Genomic DNA, 21,479 nt, shown 5'->3' on the forward strand with positions numbered 1-21,479 from the left:
TACCGGTGCTGGACAAATAATATTTTCTTTCGTAGTTGAATATCTGTTTCTTCAATTATCAACGCTTATACCAAAACGATTGCATTATGCCAGGTAGCACTCACTGGGTAAAACATTACGCCCCGCTTCTCTGCTTATTGGTATTTCCCGTACTGGCTTTTTCACAGAGCCGGACACTTACAGGGAAAGTAACAGCCAGGAAAGACAATCAGCCAGTCTCTTCGGTTTCGATCCAGCTCAAGGGTAGATCAGCCGGTACTTCCACAGGAGACAATGGCGAATATTCCATCACCGTCACCAGTTCCGATACCATCATTGCTTCTTCCATCGGTTACCGCCGGTTTGAAGCAGCGGTGAAAGACCTCACAACGCTGAACATTGTGCTGGAAGAGGCCGATGATGCGCTGGCCGATGTGGTAGTAGTAGGTTATGGTACACAGAAGAAAGGCGATCTTACCGGATCGCTGAGCTCTGTGAACAGTAAGGACATTAAATCATTGCCGGTATCCAATGCCGGTGATGCTATTCAGGGGCGTGCTGCCGGTGTGCAGATCGTTTCCTCGGGATCGCCGGGCAGCAATGCCACTATCCGCATCCGCGGTATCGGCACCATCAACAACAGTGACCCGCTGCTGGTGATAGACGGAGTGCCTACCGATGTTCCGCTCAATACGATCAGTCCTGATGATATCGCAAGCATCGAGATCCTGAAAGATGCATCCGCTGCCGCCATCTATGGTTCCCGCGGCGCCAACGGCGTTGTACTGATTTCCACAAAACGCGGAGTATCGGGAAAAGGCGCGCTCGATTTCAAAGCCTTTTATGGTTCGCAGAATGCTACATCCATGGTGGACCTGCTGAATGCTTCACAGTTCGCTTCCCTGCACAATGAAATGATGAGCAATAACGGTCAGGCACAGAATCCTGCATTCGCCAATCCCCCTTCCCTGGGAGCCGGCACCAATTGGCTGGATCTGCTCTTCCGTTCAGCTCCCATGCAGAATTATTCGATGGCCTATTCAGGTGGCGGTCCTAAATCCACCTTCTATGTATCCGGCGCAATGCTTGACCAGCAGGGCATCGTGATCAATACCAGTTACAAACGTTACACGCTTCAGTTCAATCATGATTCAAGAGTGTTCGACTGGCTCCGTTTCGGCAATAACCTCACCATGAGCCATGATATCAAAAAGAACGGCTCCTATGATATCCGAAACACAATGGCAGCCCTGCCAACGCAGGCTGTGTACAATGCCGATGGAAGTTATGCAGGACCGGTAGGCCAACCCTCATGGGTAGGCGATATTGCCAACCCGATCGGTAAGGCAACTATCAACGATAACAAAACGGCTGGTTATAATATTCTCGGTAATGTGTTTGCCGAGCTTACGCTGTTCAAAGACCTCAAATTCAAAACCACCGGCGGCATGCAGGCGATGTTCTGGGACAGCAGGAGCTGGAGCCCCAAATACAACTGGCAGCCGATCCCGCAACCCAACTCTTCCCTTTTTCAGCAATACAATAAAAGCCTCACCTGGCTCTGGGATAATTATTTTACGTATGAAAGATCCTTTCAAGGCGGCCATCGCGTCACTGCTATGGCCGGTACCAGCGCACAGACCAATCGCTATGACAATATGGACGGCTCCATCCAGAAATTTGCCAGCAATGCCACTCAGCAGCTGGACAATGGCACTGTTGATCCAACAGTGGGCGGCACCGGTAATGAATGGGCGCTGTTGTCATTCATAGGTCGCATCAACTATGCATACAAGAGCAAATATCTTTTGACTGCAACCATTCGCCGCGACGGCTCTTCCCGTTTCGGTGATGAAAATAAATACGGCACTTTCCCTTCCGCTTCCGCCGCCTGGCGGATCTCTGAAGAAGACTTCTTCAAGGATATAACTTTTGTGAATGATCTGAAACTTCGTGCAGGCTATGGCGTTACCGGTAACCAGAATATCGGCAACTATTCATTTGCTTCCGTGTTACAGACTGTTCAATACAATTTCAACGGAACCCCGGTGAACGCCATCGTGCCGCAGGCCATTCCAAATCCCGGCGTTAGATGGGAAAAAGTGGAACAGGCAAATATCGGTATCGATGCGAGCTTTCTCAGGAACCGCGTGAATGTTACACTGGATGCGTATCTGAAGAATACAAGAGATATGCTGGTGCCCATGTCTGTGCCCATTTCCACCGGGTATTCGGATATAGTAGTACCCAGCATCAATCTTGGTCATGTACAGAACAGGGGTATCGAACTGGCAGTGAATACGAAAAATCTCACCGGTGAATTTGAATGGAACACCAGCTTCAATGTGAGTTATAACCAGAACAGGATCATGAGCCTGAACGACAGCGTTCCATTATATGCCGGCAGCATTGGACTGAACCAGAACCTTGCCATCCAGCATGCGGGAGGTTATCCCGTGAATGAATTCTATGGTTTTGTTACAAGCGGTATTTTCCAGAACCAGAAAGAAGTGGACGACTGGGCCGTGCAGGTGCCCGGTTCGGATGCGAACAACAGAACGTCACCCGGCGATGTCAAATTCAGGGACCTGAACAATGATGGACAAATAAACGATGATGACCGTACATTCATCGGCAATCCCAATCCCAGTTTCATCTTTGCGATGAATAACAATTTTGCTTACAGGGGATTTGACCTGAGCATCTTCCTCCAGGGTATTGCCGGTAACGATATTTACAATGCGAACCGCATCTGGCAGGAAGGTATGGCCGTGGCGCAGAACCAGACCACAGCGGTCCTGGACAGATGGAGAGGAGAAGGCACCAGCAATTCCATGCCCCGCGCGGTTTTCAACGATCCCAACAAGAATACCCGCGTGAGCGACCGCTTTGTGGAAGATGGATCCTACCTGCGGATCAAGAATATCACCCTTGGTTATACGCTGCCCCGCAGTCTGGTGCAGCGCGCAAAGATGAGCAGCCTGAGAGTATACATCTCCTGTCAGAACCTGGTGACTTTCACAAAGTATACCGGCTTCGATCCGGAAGTACCTTCCAATGGCATCGATCTCAATGTGTATCCTGTAACCAGGACTATCAGTGCCGGCATTAATCTTAGTTTCTAATCCCACAAAACTTGTTTATGAAATCTTTTCTCTATATCCCGGTAATCAGCGCGGCCTTGTTGATGTCCAGCTGCAGCAAGTTTCTCGAAAAAACGCCTCTGGACTCCGTGAATTCGTCCAATTTCTGGCAAACGGAGGACGATGCTATCGCTGCTGTCAACGGTGCTTACCAGCCGCTGCAGTGGCCCAAACTGTACAATCTTCGTATGTGGACCACTGATATATGGGCCGGCAACAGCGTTACCGGAGCCGGTGGCGGTACCGATGGTATCGAAACGCAGGATATTTCCAACTTCGTTACCACCACTGATAATGCCGCTGCGCTCGATATCTGGCGTGGTCCGGCTCCTGGTATCCTTCGGTGCAACCTGATATTGCAGAATGTGCCAGGTATGAAGATCGATGAAAGTCTCAGGAACAGGATTGTGGGCGAAGCGCAGTTCCTGCGTGCCCACTATTATTTCATCCTGGTGCAATTGTTTGGCGATGTGCCACTGATCACGGAACCACAAACACCTTCCGATGATCTGCGTCCGGCGCGCACCGCCAAAGCGAAAGTGTATGAACTGATCATCGATGATCTCACCAAAGCCATTGCCAATCTTCCGGCACGTTCCCAGTATAGTGGCAGCGATATTGGCCGTGCTTCCAAAGGGGCCGCCATCGGTATGTTGATGAAAGTGTACCTCACACTCGGCAATTATCAGAAAGTGGTTGATCTCTATACACAACTCAACGGTCTTGGCTATGCGCTCAATGCCAATTACAGCGATAATTTCAGTCCGTCTGCCAAGAATTCCATCGAATCCCTTTTCGAAGTACAGTATTATGGAAAGACCAATTACAGTTTTTGGGACAATGAAAACCAGGCGAGCTGGGTCAGTACATTTACTGGTCCGCGTAACTCTGATTTCGTAGGTGGTGGTTATGGCTGGAATCATCCAACGCAGGAATTCGTGAATGCCTATGAAGGAGGCGATACCAGAAAAGATAAAACAATACTCTATGCCGGTTGCCCTGACTTCGATGGAAAAGTGTACAAAAGCAGTTACTCGTCAACCGGCTTCAACGTAAGGAAATTCCTGGTGCCCAAAGATGTTTCTGCCGATTACGATACCAATCCTTCCAATTGGGTGGTGCTCCGCTTTGCCGATGTTTTGCTCATGTACGCAGAAGCATTGAATGAACTGAACCGTGGCAATGAGGCGCAGGCAGCAAGCTCCGGAATCAATGCCGGCGGGCCTTTGAACCGTGTTCGCAACAGGGCCGGTCTTACAGATGTAAGCGGTCTCAACAAAGATGCGCTCCGCGAAAAGATCCTGCACGAAAGAAGAATGGAGCTCGCATTCGAAGGCCATCGCTGGTTTGACCTGGTGCGGGTGAATAATGGACAATATGGTTTGAATTTCCTGCACAGCATAGGTAAATCGAATGCTACAGAGAAACACCTGTTGCTGCCCATTCCACAGAAAGAAAGGGATGCCAATCCCAACCTTTCACAAAACAAAGACTACTAAACAAGTTCACCGCTCAACTTTAAACAGTCAGTTATGATTGCATCATCCATCATAAAAAAATGTTTTCCTTTCCTGGCAGTTTTGCTGGCGCTGGCTTGCAGGAAAGATTATAAAGAAACGGACAAAGGCAGCACACCTCTGGCGGTGTCTGCCAATTCCAATAAGATCCTGCTGAACCAGAAAAATGAATCCGCCGATGGCGTAGTCATCAGCTGGACCGCTGGGTCCAATAACGGCAGCAATGCAGGCATCTCTTATGTGCTGAAACTGGACCTGTCTGGTAACAACTTCAACAACGCCCTCACGGAAGACCTGGGAAAGGCAGTTCTCTCCAAAAAGTTTTCCGTGAAGGACCTGAATAACCTGCTGCTGACCCGCTGGAATATCACACCCGGAACAGAAGCCAGTTTACAGGCGAAAGTGATCGCTACTGTTTCCGATGACAAAGGAACAAGGGATTCCTCGGCTATACTAACGGTATTGATCACCCCATACAAGCCCGTGTCAACCACCTTGTACCTGCTTGGAGATGCCACTCCCAATGGCTGGGATGCGGGCAATGCAACTGCTATGGATGCTGATCCCGCGCAGCCGGGCCGTTTTCACTGGCAGGGTTTATTATCTCCCGGCGAATTCAAACTCATTACCACATTAGGGCAGTTCACCCCTTCATATAACAGGGGAGCGGACAATACAAAACTTGTTTTTCGCGAAAACGATAATCAGCCGGATGATAAGATCACGGTGGTGCAATCCGGCGTTTATAGTGTAACGGTAGACCTGCTGGACCTCACCATTGAAGTGCTGGAAACCGCGGAACCGCTCTACAAGCGGCTCTGGATGCTGGGTAACGCGGTACCAACCGGCTGGGATATTCAGAACCCGGCCGAGATGCGCGTGGATTCTTCCAATCTTTTTGTATTCACTTACAATGAGATCCTGACTGCCGGTGAGTTCAAGATCCCTGTTGCCAGGGGCAATTTCGCTACAGATTATTACATGCCGCTTACCAATAATCCTGCGATCACTGAAACCGGTGCGCAGTTGGTGCCCGGAGGTGATCCCGATTACAAATGGAAGATCACCACACCAGGCGCTTATAAGATCAAACTCGATATCCAGGCCAATACCATTAGCATCAAACCCTTTACGCCATTCACTCAGGTTTGGATGGTGGGCGATGCTACGCCGGATAAATGGAATATCAATAATCCTACTCCGATGGTTCCCGATCCTGTTAATCCATATGTATTCACCTGGTCTGGCGCCCTGTCTGTAGGAGAATTTAAAATGCCTGTTGAAACCGGCGACTGGGGCGGCGACTATTTCATGCCGGTACTCAATGCATCCGGCCCCGGCAGCACACAAATGAAATTCGTACCCGGTGGCAGCCCGGACTTCAAATGGAAGATCACAGAAGCCGGCAACTACACCATTACTATTAACCAGTTGTATGAGACCATCAGCATTCAGAAGCAGTAAGTATATTTTGTGCGCGTTCATTTCAGGAATCATTCTTTGGAGCAGCTGTAAAAAAGATGCTCCAAAGAACGATCCAATAACCTATGGGAATTCTTTTGTGCTCACCATCAACACAGATAAAGCTGTGTACAAGCCCGGAGAGACTGTTCAGTTTTCCATTAACAGACCACTCACGGGCAATCTGAAACTTCGCTACCGTCATCTCATGGAAACGGTCAGTGAAGCGGCTTTTACGGGAAACAGCTGGAGCTGGACCGCACCTGCTGCAGACTTCACCGGTTATATGGTGGATATTTATGAAACAATTGACGGAAAAGAAAAGATCCATGCCAGTACAGGCATCGACGTTAGTTCTTCCTGGGCGAAATTCCCGAGATACGGCTTTTTGTCGAAGTACGGACAATTGACAGATACGGAGATCAAAGCCGTGATGGACAATCTCACGCGTCATCATATTAACGGACTTCAATTCTACGACTGGCAATACAAGCATCATATGCCGCTGGCTGGTTCTCCTTCGGCTCCGCAATCGGTTTGGAAAGATCTTTCCAACCGGGATGTATATCTTTCCACTTTGCGATCCTATATCGATGCGGCTCACAAAAGCGGTATGCAGGCTATGTTCTACAATCTCGCTTTCGGAGCGCTCAGTGATGCGGCAGCCGATGGCGTTCAGGAAGAATGGTATGTGTTCAAAGATCAAAACCATACAACGAAGGATAAACATCCGTTGCCACTGAATTTCTTCAAAAGCGATATTTACCTCACCGATGCAGGTAATACCAACTGGCAGCAATACATCGCGGCAAAACACAATGATGTATACCAGGCCCTGAATTTCGATGGGTTCCATATAGATCAGCTCGGGGATCGCGGTTCGATCTATACCTACAATGGCGCTGCGCTCAACCAGGCTGCAACCTTCAAGCCATTCATCCAGGCGATGAAAACTGCATCGCCCAACAAGAAATTGCTGATGAATGCCGTGAACCAGTATGGTCAGCAAAACCAGATCGCAACAGCGCCCGTCGATTTCCTGTATACCGAAGTCTGGGGGCCGAATGATGAGTACAGCCATCTCTCAAACATCATCCGGAACAACAATACTTACAGCAGCAATACCAAACCTACTGTACTGGCGGCTTACATGAACTATAACAAGGCAGACCAGGCGGGTTATTTCAATACCCCTGGTGTTTTGCTCACCGATGCCGTGATCTTCGCCTTTGGCGGTTCCCACCTTGAACTGGGAGAGCATATGTTGGGCAAAGAATATTTTCCGAACAATAATCTACTGATGCCTGATGAGCTTCGCAATGCCATTGTTCGCTACTACGATTTCATGGTGGCTTATGAAAACCTGCTGCGCGATGGCGGCATTTTCAATACGCCTGTAGTAAACTGTACAAATGGAAAAGCTACTATCAATAACTGGCCTCCTGCAAAAGGAGAAGTTTCTGTTGTTGGTAAGGAATTCACCAACCGGCAGGTACTGCATTTGGTGAACTTCAGCAATGCCAATTCGCTTGAATGGCGCGACAGTAATGGGACACAGGCGAAGCCTGCTGTTATCGACAATATGGAGTTGACCGTGAGTGCTGCAAAGACTGTAAAGAAAGTCTGGATCGCGTCTCCGGATTCGAATAACGGTGTGGCAGCTGCGCTGAATTTCACACAGGCCGGAAATACAATTACGTTAACGGTGCCATCCCTTCAATACTGGGATATGATCGTACTGGAATATTGAACCCTCAATGAAAATGGAAATGAAGAAAATTATCATCAGTTGCCTTGTTTTGATGCTGTTGTTAAACGTAACGCAGGCGCAGACGCCGGGCAATTGTAATAGTTATACGGTGAACGGCAATACGGTTGTGTTCAATGGAGAGCGGAATGCAAAAGTATCGGTAAAGATCTGCAGCCCGTCTGTATTGAAGATATGGTATGCAGCCGATGGACAGTTCAAAAGGAACAATGAATCCTTTGCGGTGATCAATGAAGAACTGGAACAGGCAGATCCTGTTCAGGTGAATGATGAGCCGCAGGCCTATGAGATCTTTACCAGTCGCCTGCGTATCCGCGTGAACAAATCTCCCTTCAGGTTACAGGTGTTCGATAAATGGCAAAAGTTGCTGCTGAGTGATCATAACGAAAAAGGGCATGTGCAGGATAGTTTGAATGTTTATGCCTTCAAGCAATTGCGTAATGATGAGCAGTTCTTCGGCCTCGGTGAAAAATCAGGTCCGGTAAATCGCCGCGGCCGTACCTATACTATGTGGAACAGCGATAAGCCCTGTTATGGTCCACAGGAAGATCCGCTCTACAAGAGCATTCCATTTTTCTTCAGCAATTACAAATACGGGATTTTTTTCGATAATACCTGGAAATCAAAATTCGATTTCGGTGCAACATCCACTGAATATTTCAGTTTTGGTTCCAATGGGGGAGAGCTGATCTATTATTTTATTCACGGAAATGATTATGCGCAGATCATCGAACAGTATACTCAACTGACAGGGAAACCCATCATGCCTCCCAACTGGGCTTTCGGGTTTTCCCAATGCCGTGGACTGTACACCAATGAGAAGCTGGCGCGCAGTGTGGCGGCTGAATTCCGCAAGCGGAAAATTCCCTGCGATATTATCTACCAGGATATCGGCTGGACGGAAGGATTGCAGAATTTCAAATGGGCGCCGGACCGTTATGCAAACCCCCGCGGAATGCTTCAATACCTGGATTCACTGGGCTTCAAGATGATCGTGTCGCAGGATCCGGTGATCTCCCAAAAGACAGCGGAGCAATGGAAAGAAGCTGATGGAAAAGGATACTTCGCTACAGATGTGCGTACAGGAAAGTCTTACGATATGCCCTGGCCCTGGGGCGGCAACTGCGGGGTGGTGGACTTCACAAAACCTGAAGTGGCCGACTGGTGGGGCATGTATCAGCAGAAGCCCATCAGTGATGGTGTTCGCGGATTCTGGACAGATATGGGAGAACCGGCATGGAGCAATGAAGATGCTACCGATAGATTGTTCATGAAACATCATGCCGGCATGCACGGCGAGATCCATAATGTATATGGACTTACCTGGGATAAAGTTGTAAAAGAACAATTCGAGAAACATAATCCTGGCAAGCGCGTCTTCCAAATGACGCGTGCGGCTTATGCAGGCCTGCAACGCTACACTTTCGGCTGGTCAGGAGATGCGGGTAATGGAGAGAATGTGACAGAAGGATGGAGCAGGCTCGCCAACCAGGTAGCAGTGGGTGTTTCAGCAGGAATGGGATTGATCCCTTTCTGGTCCTGCGATATATCCGGTTATTGCGGCGATATCAAAGATTATCCTGCAATGGCCGAGCTCTATACCAGATGGATGCAGTTCGGAGTGTTCAATCCTTTGAGCCGCGCACATCATGAAGGTGATAATGCGGTTGAGCCATGGCTCTTTGGTGCAGAGGCAGAGAAGAACTGCCGCAATGCCATCGAAATGAAATATCGTCTCTTCCCTTATATCTATTCTTATGCGCGAGAGGCGCACGATAAAGGAATGCCCATCATGCGCGCCATGATGCTGGAATTTCCGGAAGAAGAACCAGCTGCTTCTGCCGATGATCAGTTCATGTTCGGAAAAGAAATACTGGTGGCGCCGGTAGTGAAGAAGGGAGCGGTGAGCAGGAGGATCTGGTTGCCTGATGGAGAATGGATCGATTTCAATGATGGTAAAACAGTGTATGAAGGCGGGCAGACCATCACTTACAAAGCGCCGCTGAGCGTGGTTCCTGTACTGGTGAAAAGGGGCTCCATCATTCCCATGATGCCGGTGATGCAGTTTATCGGTGAAAAGAAAGATCATCCTCTCTACCTGCATGTATACCCGGCGGAGCATACCAACCCGGTTGCTTTTGAATTGTATGAGGATGATGGAGAATCGCAGGATTATCTCGAAAACAAATTCTGCAAAACGGTATTTGAATGCCGTACCAGTGAAAAATATTATACGCTGACTGTGTCGGCGCGCAACAGCAGCGGATTTCAGCCTTCGCTTAAGCGGAAGCAGGTATTTATGCTGCACCTGGCGAAGAAGCCAGGGAAAGTATTGGTGGATAAGAAACCGCTTACAACGGGCGTATCCTGGGATGCAGTAAAAGGTATTTACAGCATCACTATACCTGATAACGGAAAAGCGCACACTATAGAACTGAGTAAACATTAATTCTACTTTAAACCAGTTACATGAACAGTAAGGGAAAGTGGTTATTGACAGCAATGCTGGGGCTTGCTGCGGCCGGTTATGCGCAGGATGCAATAAAACCTGTTTGGTCCAGCCCCGCATACCAGGTGTACCCAGACAGGGTTGTGCAGGGAAAATATACGGCAAAGGCATTGTCTGCCCATGAAATGAGCTCGGATTATCAAAGTCCCGCCAATCTATTCAAAAGCTCCCTGATCTCATTCAAGTTCAGCATCAACGGGAAGGATAATGAAATGCTATCCGGAAGGGACCATGCTTTCAATATTGTTGCAAAGGATGGATATGCCGAAACGCCATTGATAAAATTTGGAAAACAAGTGAAGCCTGTGGCAGGCATGAAAGAACAATACCTCGATCCGAATACCAGACTGAAGTTGAGGCTTGATCTGCGCGAAGTGCTGGAGGCTTTCAACAGTAAAGGATATTTTGAAACCTTCAAAGGTGATAAGATCTACAAAGAGGATTTCAGGGGTGTATATGTAGCGGGAAGCGCTGCGCCGCTGATCTGGGATTTCGATAACCTGGTACATCATCCGGAGCTGCAGCTGAAAGATGAAGATGGTGATGGCATTTATGAAACCACACTATCGATGAATGCGCCGGAGCAATCCAATCAGACAGATGCACAATGGAAATTGAGTAAGGATATCAGCGCCTTTCCACAATACCAGTCGGGCTATCCCATTGCCGATGCCATCTACAACCTGAGCCTGGAAGAAATGATCAAAGCCGTGGAGCCCGACAGCACTTTCCGTACCGGGAAAGAATGGGCGGGCGTGTGGACGCGTGATATCAGTTACAGTATTATTCTCAGCATGGCTTACCTCCAGCCACAGGTGGCAAAGTACAGCCTGATGAAAAAAGTGAACAAAAAGAAAAAGATAATTCAGGATACCGGTACAGGCGGTGCCTGGCCGGTGAGTACAGACAGGATGGTCTGGGCCATCGCAGCATGGGAGATCTACAAGGCAACCGGCGACAAAGCCTGGCTGGCTGAGGCTTACGGGATCATCAAAAATTCAATCGAAGACGATCTGCAGAATGTGTATGATCAGTCAACAGGTATGGTGCGCGGAGAATCCTCTTTTCTCGATTGGAGGGAGCAAACCTATCCACGCTGGATGCAGCCTGCGGATATCTTTGAATCCGAAAACCTTGGCACCAATGCCGTGCATTATGAAGCCAACCAGGTTCTGTCGGCAATGGCGGTGTTATTGCAGCAGCCAGCTGTAGCGCAAAAGCATGCCGCCATCGCCGCAAAGATCAGAACGGGCATCAACAAATATCTCTGGCTGCCGGAACAACAGTACTATGGACAATATCTCTATGGAAGAAAATATAAAACAGTATCAGGCCGTGCTGAAACTTTGGGCGAAGCATTATGCGTATTGTTTGGTATTGCCGATGAAAAGCAACAGCAGTCGATCGTTTCGCGCATGCCTGTAACAGCTTTTGGGGCACCCTGTATCTGGCCTGATATTCCCGGCATTCCGCCTTACCATAACAATGCTGTGTGGCCTTTCGTGCAATCGTACTGGATGTGGGCCGCAGCTAAGGCAGGCAATGAAAAACAAGTGATGGAAAGTATCAGTTCCATTTACAGGCAGGCTGCGCTGTTCCTTACCAACAAAGAGAATTTAGTGGCAGAGAATGGCGACTATACCGGTACTCAGATCAATTCAAGCAATATGTTGTGGAGCCTTTCAGGTAATATCAGTATCGTGCACAAAGTATTGTTTGGGATCCGGTTCAGGGAAGATGGACTGCAATTCAAACCCTTTGTTCCTGCTGCCTGGAAAGGGAAAAGAACACTGACGAATTTCAAATACCGCAATGCTGTACTCGATATCACATTGGAGGGAGAAGGAAACCATGTGCAATCCTTTCTGCTGGATGGTAAATTGTTGGACCAACCGGAATTACCCGGCGATATCTCCGGACCACATGCCATCAGTATTGTGCTGGCTTCAAAACCTTTGCCGGCACAGTCAATGAATAAGACTGACAGCTACACAAGCCTGCCGGCCCCAGAAACCATATTACAGAAAAACCTGCTTACCTGGAAGCCCATCAGGGGAGCCGTACAGTACAGGGTTTTGAAAAATGGAAAAGGGTACAGGAATACAACAGCGCAGCAGGTGAGTATCGATATTACAAAACCGGCGGAATACCAGGTATTGGCGATTGATAAAAAAGGGAGCCCTTCCTTTGCCAGCGAACCGTTGTTTGTGGTAAGTAAACAGGATCAGCTTACTTATGAAGCGGAAACTTTTGTTGCGCCTGCATCCTATGCATACAAAGGATTTACCGGTTCTGGTTTCGTGGAATTAAGCACAACCGTGAACACGGCATTAAGCATTCCTGTTGAAGTGAAAAAAGCCGGATGGTATTTTATCGATAGCAGGTATGCGAATGGCAATGGCCCTACCAATACGGAAAACAAATGCGCTGTCCGTACAGTGATGGTGGATGATACCAATACCGGAGTATGGGTGTTCCCCCAGCGTGGGAAAGAAGAGTGGTCCAACTGGGGATACACCAATGGGATCAAAATATATCTGAGTGCAGGCAGGCACCAGTTGAGTATCCGCTATCTCGAAACAAATGAGAATATGAATGAAACTGTCAACCAGGCCATGATCGATCATATCAGGCTGGTGCCGGTAACAGAGTGATAAAAATGGCAGCAATTGAAAAAAGAAAGCCTTCTGAAATGAATTTCAGGAGGCTTTCTTGCCTATTGCTTGTTCGCCCAAAAGTCGCCCACATGAAGTGGCGCTTGTCGCCATGTCCCGGTGCATTGAATAATGTGAGGGTGTCAACTGGCTATACATTGTTATATCAACAGCTGATTGATTTTGTTACCCCCTGTTTCCATCTATTTTCGATATTATTTTTTTATCTTACTTCCTCTATACCGCTTGCCCCGGTTTATTACATTTTTCATTCATTAAAAAATGTTTATGTATTCCTCCAGGATTCATCAACCGGCAAGCGCATTTCTTGTATCGTTTTCCATTTTTATTCTTTTATCAGTCAGCCAATGTTGGGGGCAGAACATGCGCCTCTGGTACAATCGTCCGGCGGACGACTGGAATGAAGCCCTCCCCATCGGTAATGGGCGTCTGGCTGCTATGATCTTTGGCGGTTCCGGGGAGGAGCGGCTGCAACTGAATGAGGAAAGCATCTGGTCCGGGGAGCCGGGCAATAACGTAACGCCCGGCGCTTACGATGCCATTCAACAATTAAGAAAGTTGATAGCAGCAGGTCAGTATGATGAAGCGCAAAGTTTCTCCAACCGGGCTTTCCCAAGGAATGCCGCACCAGGTAACAACTACGGGATGATGTATCAGCCGGCAGCCAATTTGCTGATGCGTTTTCCTGGTCATGAAAATGTTACGGGGTACAGACGGGAGCTGGATATTGAAAACGCAATTGCCACTGTTTCTTATTCATTGAATGGCATTCAATACAAAAGGGAAGTATTCGCTTCATTGACAGATGGAGTGATCATGGTGCAACTGAGCGCAAATAAGCCCGGAAGTATCGATGTACATTTTTCCATGAGCAGCCCGCATAAACAAGCCAGTATAAAACAGAACGGCAAACAATTGCAGCTGAACGGCACCAGCAGCAGTTCGGAGAATAAAAAGGGACGGGTTCGTTTTGAAGCGTTGATCAGGCCAGTGGCCTTTGGCGGGAATATGCAATTCTCTGATACAGGCATCAGCATCAGCAAAGCAGACAGGGTGGTGGTTTGTATTTCGATTGCCACCAATGTGAAATCGTATAAGGATATTAGTGATAATGAGCATCTCAGGGCCAATAGCATTTTGCAACAGGCGATGCGTAAGCCTTATGAGGAGCTGAAAGATGCGCATACCGATCGTTACCGGCAATATTTCAACCGGATGAAACTGGAACTCGGTACCAGTGCCCAGGCTGAAAAGCCAACTGACCAGCGTGTAGAGGAATTTGCCGGCAGTACAGATCCACAGTTGGTTGCATTGTATTTTCAATTTGGGCGATACCTCCTGATCGCAGGATCACAGCCCGGCACACAACCAACCACCCTGCAGGGAAAATGGAATGATATGGTATCGCCACCCTGGGGCAGCAAGTATACCATCAATATCAATACGGAAATGAACTACTGGCCTGCAGAGTCCACCAACCTTTCTGAATTGCATCAGCCTCTGCTGCAGATGGTGAAAGAGCTCAGTGTAACAGGTCAGCAGACTGCGCGCGAAATGTACCGGGCGCGCGGCTGGAATGCGCATCACAATACGGATCTCTGGCGCATCACCGGTATTGTGGATGGCGGCTTCTTCGGTATGTGGCCGATGGGCGGCGCCTGGTTATCGCAACATATCTGGTATCATTATCTTTTTACAGGAGATCAAAAATTCCTGCGCCAATACTACCCCGTGCTGAAAGGAGCAGCCATGTTCTTCGTGGATGCATTACAGGAAGAACCCAACAATAAATGGCTGGTTGTGTCTCCGTCGATGTCGCCGGAAAATACTTACCGTGACGATCTCGGTGTGGCTTCCGGCACCACTATGGACAACCAGTTGGTGTTTGATGTATTCTCCAATCAACTGGAAGCAGCAAGGATATTGAAGACCGATCCCGCCTTTTCGGATACGGTGAAAAGTAAGCTGGACAGGCTTCCACCGATGCAGATCGGGAAATATGGACAATTGCAGGAATGGCTGGAAGACTGGGATCCTGCCAGGAGCAATCACCGGCATGTTTCGCATTTATATGGTTTGTATCCCGGCAACCAGGTTTCTCCGTATCGCTCACCTGAGCTTTTCAATGCTGCCCGCAAAGTGCTGCAGAGCAGGAATGATAAATCCACCGGCTGGTCGATGGGGTGGAAAGTAAATCTCTGGGCGCGCTTGCTGGATGGCAATAAAGCCTGGCAGCTTATCCGCGAACAGCTCAGTCCTATGCCGAAAGAACCAAAAGGAGAACAGGGCGGCACTTATCCCAATCTCTTTGATGCCCACCCTCCTTTCCAGATAGATGGAAATTTCGGTTGTACGGCAGGGATAGCAGAGATGTTATTGCAATCACATGACGGCGCCATTCATTTGTTACCTGCGTTACCTGATAACTGGGCAAACGGCAGTGCGAAAGGGCTGGTGACCCGGGGTGGGTTTGTAGTAGACATAGAATGGAAAAATGGAAAAGTAAATTCTGTGACTATCCATTCCCGTCTCGGTGGCATTTGCAGACTACGTTCCTATGATGCGTTGAAAGGGGAGAAGCTGGCGTTGAAACCTGCATCAGGCATCAATCCCAATCCATTCTTCAAAAGGGCGGACATCAAGCCGGTATTGATTGCTGATCCATCAAAGCTGGATAAGAAGGATCTGAAAGCGATCCTTGAATATGACCTGAAGACGAAGCCCGGTGGCCATTACAAGCTGCAGTTGCAATAAAATTTGGACGAGGCTCCGCAGCTGCGGGCCGCCAACCTCATTCCGGTTGCCTTTTTCAGGCAACCGGTTTTTTATGCAGTTATGCTTATATTGTAAGATATTCTGTTGCAAATGTTATTCAAAAGGTCTCCCAGGAAAATCGGTCTAACCCTGTCTGGTGGCGGACTGCGCGCTATCGGTCACCTCGGGGTGATGAAGGCCCTGGAACAACACGGAATCAAACCCACGATCCTTTCAGGTACCAGCGCCGGCGCAATTGTTGCTGCTTTCTATGCAGCAGGCCATTCACCCGATGATATGTTTTCCATTATTCTAAAAAAAGAATTCTTTCCCCGTTCATATCTCAGGTTACGGACTTCAGGGCTTTTCGATCCTTCCTTCCTGATAAAGATCTTCAGTGAATACCTGCCCGATGATTTTTCAAAATTGAATATGCCATTGTATGTGGCGGCTACCGAGTTGTCTGCCGGAGTAACGGAATATTTTTATGAAGGCCCTTTGTACAAGGCGTTGCTGGCAACGTCGAGTATCCCGCTGGTATTCCCTGCGGTGATGGACCGGCCCAAATTATATGTGGATGGTGGTATCCTCAACAACCTTCCCATTGAACCGATCAGGGAAAAATGTGATCTGCTCATTGGGGTGCATGTGAACTCCATCGCCAAAGGTTGCGATATGCCACTGGGTGTTCGGAAAACATTCGACAGGATCTTTCACCTGGCGCTGGGCAATGCAGTGTATGCGAAATCCCGGCATTGCGATCTGTTCATCGATCCGCCTGCCATGACGCAGTTCGGGATGCTGGAAAAGAAAGAAGCGCATAAGATCTTCGGGTATGCTTATGCGCATGCAATGCAGCAGTTGGAGAGTAATCCTGTTAAATTGAAATAATTATTTCGGATTGGTGGTAGTGATCCACCAGGTATTGCCGAAAGGATCCTGCACGCCACCACTGCGGCCATAGTCCTGGTCTGCAATCTCATTCACGCTGGTGGCTCCATGCTGCAGGGCCAGTTTGTATGTGGCGTCTACATCCGCAACATGGATATAAAGCCCCGCCGTCATAGGTTGCCATTGATCGGCAGCATTGGCGAACATGATCACACTGTCCCCGATGAATACTTCAGCATGCATCACTTCACCTGACTCCCGCCTGTGCATCAACTTTTCAGTGGCGCCGAACACATTCTTCATGAATTGGAGAAAATCATCTGCCCCTTTCATGATGATGTATGGCATCACACGCTGATAGCCCTGTGGAATGAAAACCTTGTCCATAATTATCTTTTTATCAAAATTAGATTAGCTGGCGTTTTCAAAATTGTAGAATTCCGACAATCAGGCATCCCGCCATTCGGCGCCTTCTGGTTGTCCGTGAAAATATGCCTTGGGGTGATAACCCGAGAATGTCTTGAAATCAGTGATGAAATGCGATTGATCATAATAGCCGCATTCATGTGCTATTTCCGTCAATAGTTTTTTACGATTACCGTAATCATTCAGCGAAGCTTTGAACCGGGTGATGCGCGAGAGCAGTTTCGGGCTGAGCCCGGCATATTCCCTGAATTGTCTTTGAAGTGTACGCTCGGTCATGCAAAATTTTTCTGATAAGGCAGGAATGGAAACCTGCTGGCCGGAATCAATCACATGACGGATGGCGCAGAAAGTTGCAGGGTTTTCTTCAAACCGGTCCGGTAATTTCTTTTCCAGGAATTTTATGAGAATGTTCAGTCTTGCTTCATTGCTATGCGCAGTGATCATTCTTTCTTCCAGTTCTTTCCCTTCCTGGCCCAGTAAAGCCGGAAGGTCCGGCATTTCATTGACGATACTGGAAGCAGACATATCAAAAAGAAATGGGATGGCAAATGGATAGAGATAAGCGCCGAATATCCCAAATTGTTCCTGTGTAATGTAGCGTTTGTATTGTTGGGCAGGGGCCTGCAGGCCCGAGTAGAAATTGCTGCCTGCATGATCAGGTTCCCGGAACAGTCCTTTATAATGAAAGATGAGTTCCGCACAACCATCAGCCATGGAACGGTAAGCATAAGGCTGTGCATCGAAATTGCTTTCGAAGATCCAGAAACATCTTACAAATGATTGCAGGCTTTGTGGTGGCTGGATGCAGTGGTAGATCATCTGGCTCCATTTTCTCTTTACAAGTTACGGATTATTACAGAACCACTTCCCTGAGAAAGCCGGCCGCCTGTTGCAATACAGTTGCCTTACTTTCTTTATGCGGAGTATGCCCCAATTCCGGCGCCATCCATTTTTTCACTTTTCCTGAAACACCGGACAGAATACCTTCTACCTGGGCAATGCTGCCGAATTCATCATTTTCCCCCTGGATCACCAGTACAGGACATTGGATCCGGGGAAGGAAATGTTCAATATTCCATGATCTGAATTGTGGGTTCAGCCAGGTGTCTGTCCAGGCATGGAAAACGGATTCCGTTTTGTTGCCATGATATTTTTCCAGCTTTTGTTTCAGGCTGGTTGTCTGCCAGTCAGTAACGGCATTCCGGATACCGGCCAGTGTGATCTCTTCAACAAAAATATGCGCGCCTTCAGTGATTACGGCAGTACATCTTTCCGGATATTTTGCAGCTGCTATCAGCGCAATGGAGCCGCCATCGCTATGTCCGAAAAGAATGGCTTTATCAATCCGGCAGGCATCCATCAGTTTAACCAGGTTGTCTGCTTCGATCTCCAGGTAATCGTTCTGACGTTTTTCTGAATTGAAAGCGGCGGAAGCGCCATAGCCCTGCCGGTCGTACACCAGTACATTGCATTGGGCAAGCTGCCCCAGTTCCTGTGGGAACGAGCGCCAGAGCGAGATGCAGCCCAGGCTGTCGTGCAGGAAAATAATGGTGGGAAGGGTTGATCCCGTTTTGAATTCCTGTACGCTGATACTGACTCCGTTTATGATCGCTTCTTTCATCATGTACCAAAAATAGAAAGAAGCTGTTGCATGAACAGCTTCTTTTATGGAATGCAAAATAACAGGTTTGCTATTGTGGAAAAAGATCTTTCCTCTCAGTTATAAAGTGCCTCCAGTATTTTTTCATTCTCGATGATCAGCATACCCTGTCTGTCGCTGGTGATGCCACTGGTAAGTGTATATGGATAGGTGGGCTGATTGCCTTTCATAACGGTAGGCATATAACCGAACTGGATATTATTGTATGGTTTCAACGCTTCGCCTACTTCAATGATATGTGTGGAAATGATGAAAGCGCTGTTGCGGTACCTGGAAAAAGCTACAGTACAGGCCAGGGTGGCATCATAAGCATCTTTTACATTGGTTCCCTTGAACAGTTCATCGAAGATCACCACCATGTTCTTCCGGTTGCTCACTTCCTGCGCCACTTTCTTTACGCGCAGTACCTCTGCATAAAAATGACTGTAACCCATATTGAGGTTATCTGGAACATTGATACTGGTATAAAGCCCGTCGCGGATGGAAAATCGCATATTGGCTGCAGCTACAGGAAAGCCCATATGCCCCATGTACAAGGCAATGCCGAAGCTCTTCATGAGGGTGGACTTTCCGGCCATATTGGCGCCGGTGAGAAAGAGAAGATTGGTGGAACTGTCGAGGCGGATGGCATTGGGCACAGCGTTTGGAAGGCCGGGATGCCGAAGCGCCGTACTGCCGAAAACATTTGCTGAACCTGGCAAAGCTGTAGCATAGTAAAAGCCCCGTTCACGGGATACAGAACTAACGGCAATGTATACGTCCAGTTGATAGATGGTTTCCAGCAACCATTCCATTTCCTTGCGCAGGGTATTGCGCAGCAGGGAATCATAGCGTGCTGTATTCAAGATGGAGAGTGTTTGTCCATTGACTGTATCCAGCCACTGCATTTTTTTGCCTGACAAAAACTGGCGCGCCTGTGCGGTCATGGGGATATCCAGTTTATTCACAAGCGCCCTCAGTGCAACCAGTGCTGCGATAGTGGCCCGCAGGTTTTGTTGCAACTGTTCGTATTGTTTGTCGTGCAGAAAAGCGCCGGCAAATTTTTTGCGCGCAACGGCGGCGAGGTTGGTGACACCATTCCCGTTGATCACACTGCTCATATAATTTTCCACCCGGTTGAAATCTGCCGTATCGAAAGGGAAACTAAGGTTGGCATTCTGGAAATAATGGAAAAGGCTGCTCCTTTCGTTGATGGCAGTTGCGTCAGTGAGTGGCTGGTGGAACATTTCAGTGAGCAGTCTTTCTCCTCCGCCTGTTTTCACTTTGTTGAAAATGCTGAAGACCGAATGTTGTTTGAATTTTCCCAGCAATCCCAGGTCTTCCAATGTTTGTTTGTCGGTTATGAAGCTCATGCTGGTTGTGTTTGTTGAATGCCTGCTTCGAGGATATCGAGAATGCCTTCATTGTTGATGATGATCATACCATGCCTGTCGTCTGTGATGCCTTCTTCCAGCGTATAGGTATACACGGGAGTATTGCCATTCATGCTGGTGGGCAGGTAAATGAAACGGACATTCGGTGTGTCTGCCCTGAGTATATCGCCTGCTTCGATAATATGGGTGGAGATCACGAAGAGGCTGTTATGCCTGGTGGCGAATCCTTTGGTGATGGCGATAGTGGCTTCGTAAGCGTCCTTCACATTGGTGCCGCGGAACAATTCATCAAAAACGATGAACAGCTTTTTGCCCTGCGACAATTCCGCTGCCATCTTCTTCACGCGCAATACTTCTGCATAGAAATGACTGGCGCCCATGCCCAGGTTGTCCGGCAGATTGATAGTGGTGTAAATGCCATCCATCACAGAGAACTCCATGCTGGCGGCGGGCACAGGAAATCCCATATGGGCCAGGAACATGGCGATGCTGAGTGATTTCATGAAAGTGGATTTTCCTGCCATATTGGCCCCGGTGAGAAAGATCACATTACCATCGGGATGAATACGGATATTATTGGGCACGGCTTTCGGAACACCGGGATGGAATACATGCTCCAGCTTAATGCTGAGCATGTTGCCCGGAAGTGCTTTCGCGAAAGCAAAATTCCTTTCACCGGCCACCCGTGCAATGCTCATATAAAGATCAAGCTGGTACAGGCGCTGCAGGAGCTGCCTGATCTCTTCGCGATAGCGGAAACGGAATACAACATCGAGGTCTGCCATTTGAGCAAAGCCGGGTTTTCCTTTCAAACTGAATACCGGTTCAAATGCAGGCATGTCCAAAATAGAAAAAATGGAATCCTTTTCCTGCGCATAGGGGTGAGCGTCAGACAGCGCCAGGTCCTGCATGAAACTGCGGGAAGTCTGCATCAGGTCCACTATGGCGGCTACGCCTTTCATGATCAGTTGTGTGGTATTGTCCGGAGCAATTATATTGCCCATCTTCCTGCCGATGGTATTGTTTTCCTGCGTGAGTTTGGTGCGCTCATCGCGGTTGGACATATACGGCTCAATTGCATCGAAATGGGAAGAAGGGAAGGGGAATGTTTTTTCTGTTGCAGCAAAATAGCTGATGATGGAGCTTCGCCGGTTGATAGTTGCATGATCGGAAAGCGGGTAGCGGAACATTTCTTCGAGAACCGCTGCGCCACCTCTTGTGGCGCAACGGTTGAAGATATTGAACAGAGAGTCGCTTCCGTGTTTCCCGAAAATATTCAGGTCGTCGAGCGTTTGTTTATCTGTGGTAAATAACATGGGTCTC

14 protein-coding genes are annotated in these 21,479 nt (G+C 48.3%); 9 read left to right on the plus strand and 5 right to left on the minus strand.

Translation table 11 applies throughout. The features are described from left to right. Positions 1-86: 86 nt before the first annotated feature. The 9 genes from FSB84_RS14510 (at position 87) to FSB84_RS14545 (ending at position 16,697) form a co-directional block, all read left to right on the plus strand. Positions 87-3,104, plus strand: coding sequence for a SusC/RagA family TonB-linked outer membrane protein (locus tag FSB84_RS14510; protein WP_130538665.1), 3,018 nt, complete (start codon positions 87-89; stop codon positions 3,102-3,104). Between the two features lie 17 nt (positions 3,105-3,121). Next, positions 3,122-4,621, plus strand: coding sequence for a RagB/SusD family nutrient uptake outer membrane protein (locus FSB84_RS14515; RefSeq protein ID WP_130538666.1), 1,500 nt, complete (start codon positions 3,122-3,124; stop codon positions 4,619-4,621). A gap of 33 nt (positions 4,622-4,654) precedes the next feature. Next, positions 4,655-6,103, plus strand: a complete 1,449-nt coding sequence (locus FSB84_RS14520; protein WP_130538667.1) for a SusF/SusE family outer membrane protein — start codon at positions 4,655-4,657, stop codon at positions 6,101-6,103. After that, a complete protein-coding gene (locus FSB84_RS14525; protein WP_130538668.1) occupies positions 6,075-7,850 on the plus strand; it encodes an endo-dextranase in 1,776 nt (591 codons plus the stop codon). The genes FSB84_RS14520 and FSB84_RS14525 overlap by 29 nt, the downstream gene beginning before the upstream one ends. Positions 7,851-7,869: 19 nt before the next feature. Beyond that, positions 7,870-10,317, plus strand: a complete 2,448-nt coding sequence (locus FSB84_RS14530; RefSeq protein ID WP_130538669.1) for a glycoside hydrolase family 31 protein — start codon at positions 7,870-7,872, stop codon at positions 10,315-10,317. A gap of 20 nt (positions 10,318-10,337) precedes the next feature. Then, complete coding sequence (locus FSB84_RS14535) at positions 10,338-13,031, plus strand: MGH1-like glycoside hydrolase domain-containing protein (protein WP_130538670.1); 2,694 nt, start codon at positions 10,338-10,340, stop codon at positions 13,029-13,031. Between the two features lie 5 nt (positions 13,032-13,036). Then, positions 13,037-13,456, plus strand: a complete 420-nt coding sequence (locus FSB84_RS31060) for a hypothetical protein (protein WP_207234157.1) — start codon at positions 13,037-13,039, stop codon at positions 13,454-13,456. Next, positions 13,416-15,806 carry a glycoside hydrolase family 95 protein gene (locus tag FSB84_RS14540; protein WP_207234158.1) on the plus strand — a complete coding sequence of 797 codons (2,391 nt, stop codon included), beginning with the start codon at positions 13,416-13,418 and terminating at the stop codon, positions 15,804-15,806. Before FSB84_RS31060 ends, FSB84_RS14540 begins: the two co-directional genes overlap by 41 nt. Before the next feature lie 111 nt (positions 15,807-15,917). Then, positions 15,918-16,697: a patatin-like phospholipase family protein gene (locus FSB84_RS14545; protein WP_130538672.1), complete on the plus strand. Its 780-nt coding sequence runs from the start codon at positions 15,918-15,920 to the stop codon at positions 16,695-16,697. On the opposite strand, the gene FSB84_RS14550 is transcribed toward FSB84_RS14545, so the two are convergent. From FSB84_RS14550 to FSB84_RS14570, 5 genes are read right to left on the minus strand one after another with little or no spacing between them, the layout of a single operon-like run. Next, a complete protein-coding gene (locus tag FSB84_RS14550; protein WP_130538673.1) occupies positions 16,698-17,084 on the minus strand; it encodes a VOC family protein in 387 nt (128 codons plus the stop codon). 60 nt (positions 17,085-17,144) lie between these two features. Beyond that, complete coding sequence (locus FSB84_RS14555; RefSeq protein ID WP_130538674.1) at positions 17,145-17,942, minus strand: helix-turn-helix transcriptional regulator; 798 nt, start codon at positions 17,940-17,942, stop codon at positions 17,145-17,147. A 34-nt stretch (positions 17,943-17,976) separates the two neighbouring features. Further along, entirely contained in the window at positions 17,977-18,801 is an 825-nt protein-coding gene (locus FSB84_RS14560; RefSeq protein WP_207234159.1) for an alpha/beta fold hydrolase, read from the minus strand. Between the two features lie 38 nt (positions 18,802-18,839). Then, entirely contained in the window at positions 18,840-20,135 is a 1,296-nt protein-coding gene (locus FSB84_RS14565) for a MutS-related protein (RefSeq protein ID WP_130538675.1), read from the minus strand. Then, positions 20,132-21,472, minus strand: a complete 1,341-nt coding sequence (locus FSB84_RS14570; RefSeq protein WP_130538676.1) for a MutS-related protein — start codon at positions 21,470-21,472, stop codon at positions 20,132-20,134. Before FSB84_RS14570 ends, FSB84_RS14565 begins: the two co-directional genes overlap by 4 nt. Positions 21,473-21,479 lie beyond the last annotated feature (7 nt).

This window comes from Pseudobacter ginsenosidimutans (assembly GCF_007970185.1).
Classification (GTDB): Bacteria; Bacteroidota; Bacteroidia; order Chitinophagales; family Chitinophagaceae; genus Pseudobacter; species Pseudobacter ginsenosidimutans.

Bases quoted from the DNA above. Each gene is read 5' to 3' on its own strand.
- FSB84_RS14565 (WP_130538675.1), bottom strand. From the start codon at position 20,135: ATGAGCTTCATAACCGACAAACAAACATTGGAAGACCTGGGATTGCTG.
- FSB84_RS14540 (WP_207234158.1), top strand. From the start codon at position 13,416: ATGCGCCTCTGGTACAATCGTCCGGCGGACGACTGGAATGAAGCCCTC.
- FSB84_RS14520 (WP_130538667.1), top strand. From the start codon at position 4,655: ATGATTGCATCATCCATCATAAAAAAATGTTTTCCTTTCCTGGCAGTT.
- FSB84_RS31060 (WP_207234157.1), top strand. From the start codon at position 13,037: ATGGCAGCAATTGAAAAAAGAAAGCCTTCTGAAATGAATTTCAGGAGG.
- FSB84_RS14530 (WP_130538669.1), top strand. From the start codon at position 7,870: ATGAAGAAAATTATCATCAGTTGCCTTGTTTTGATGCTGTTGTTAAAC.
- FSB84_RS14570 (WP_130538676.1), bottom strand. From the start codon at position 21,472: ATGTTATTTACCACAGATAAACAAACGCTCGACGACCTGAATATTTTC.
- FSB84_RS14535 (WP_130538670.1), top strand. From the start codon at position 10,338: ATGAACAGTAAGGGAAAGTGGTTATTGACAGCAATGCTGGGGCTTGCT.
- FSB84_RS14525 (WP_130538668.1), top strand. From the start codon at position 6,075: ATGAGACCATCAGCATTCAGAAGCAGTAAGTATATTTTGTGCGCGTTC.
- FSB84_RS14510 (WP_130538665.1), top strand. From the start codon at position 87: ATGCCAGGTAGCACTCACTGGGTAAAACATTACGCCCCGCTTCTCTGC.
- FSB84_RS14555 (WP_130538674.1), bottom strand. From the start codon at position 17,942: ATGATCTACCACTGCATCCAGCCACCACAAAGCCTGCAATCATTTGTA.
- FSB84_RS14545 (WP_130538672.1), top strand. From the start codon at position 15,918: ATGTTATTCAAAAGGTCTCCCAGGAAAATCGGTCTAACCCTGTCTGGT.
- FSB84_RS14550 (WP_130538673.1), bottom strand. From the start codon at position 17,084: ATGGACAAGGTTTTCATTCCACAGGGCTATCAGCGTGTGATGCCATAC.
- FSB84_RS14515 (WP_130538666.1), top strand. From the start codon at position 3,122: ATGAAATCTTTTCTCTATATCCCGGTAATCAGCGCGGCCTTGTTGATG.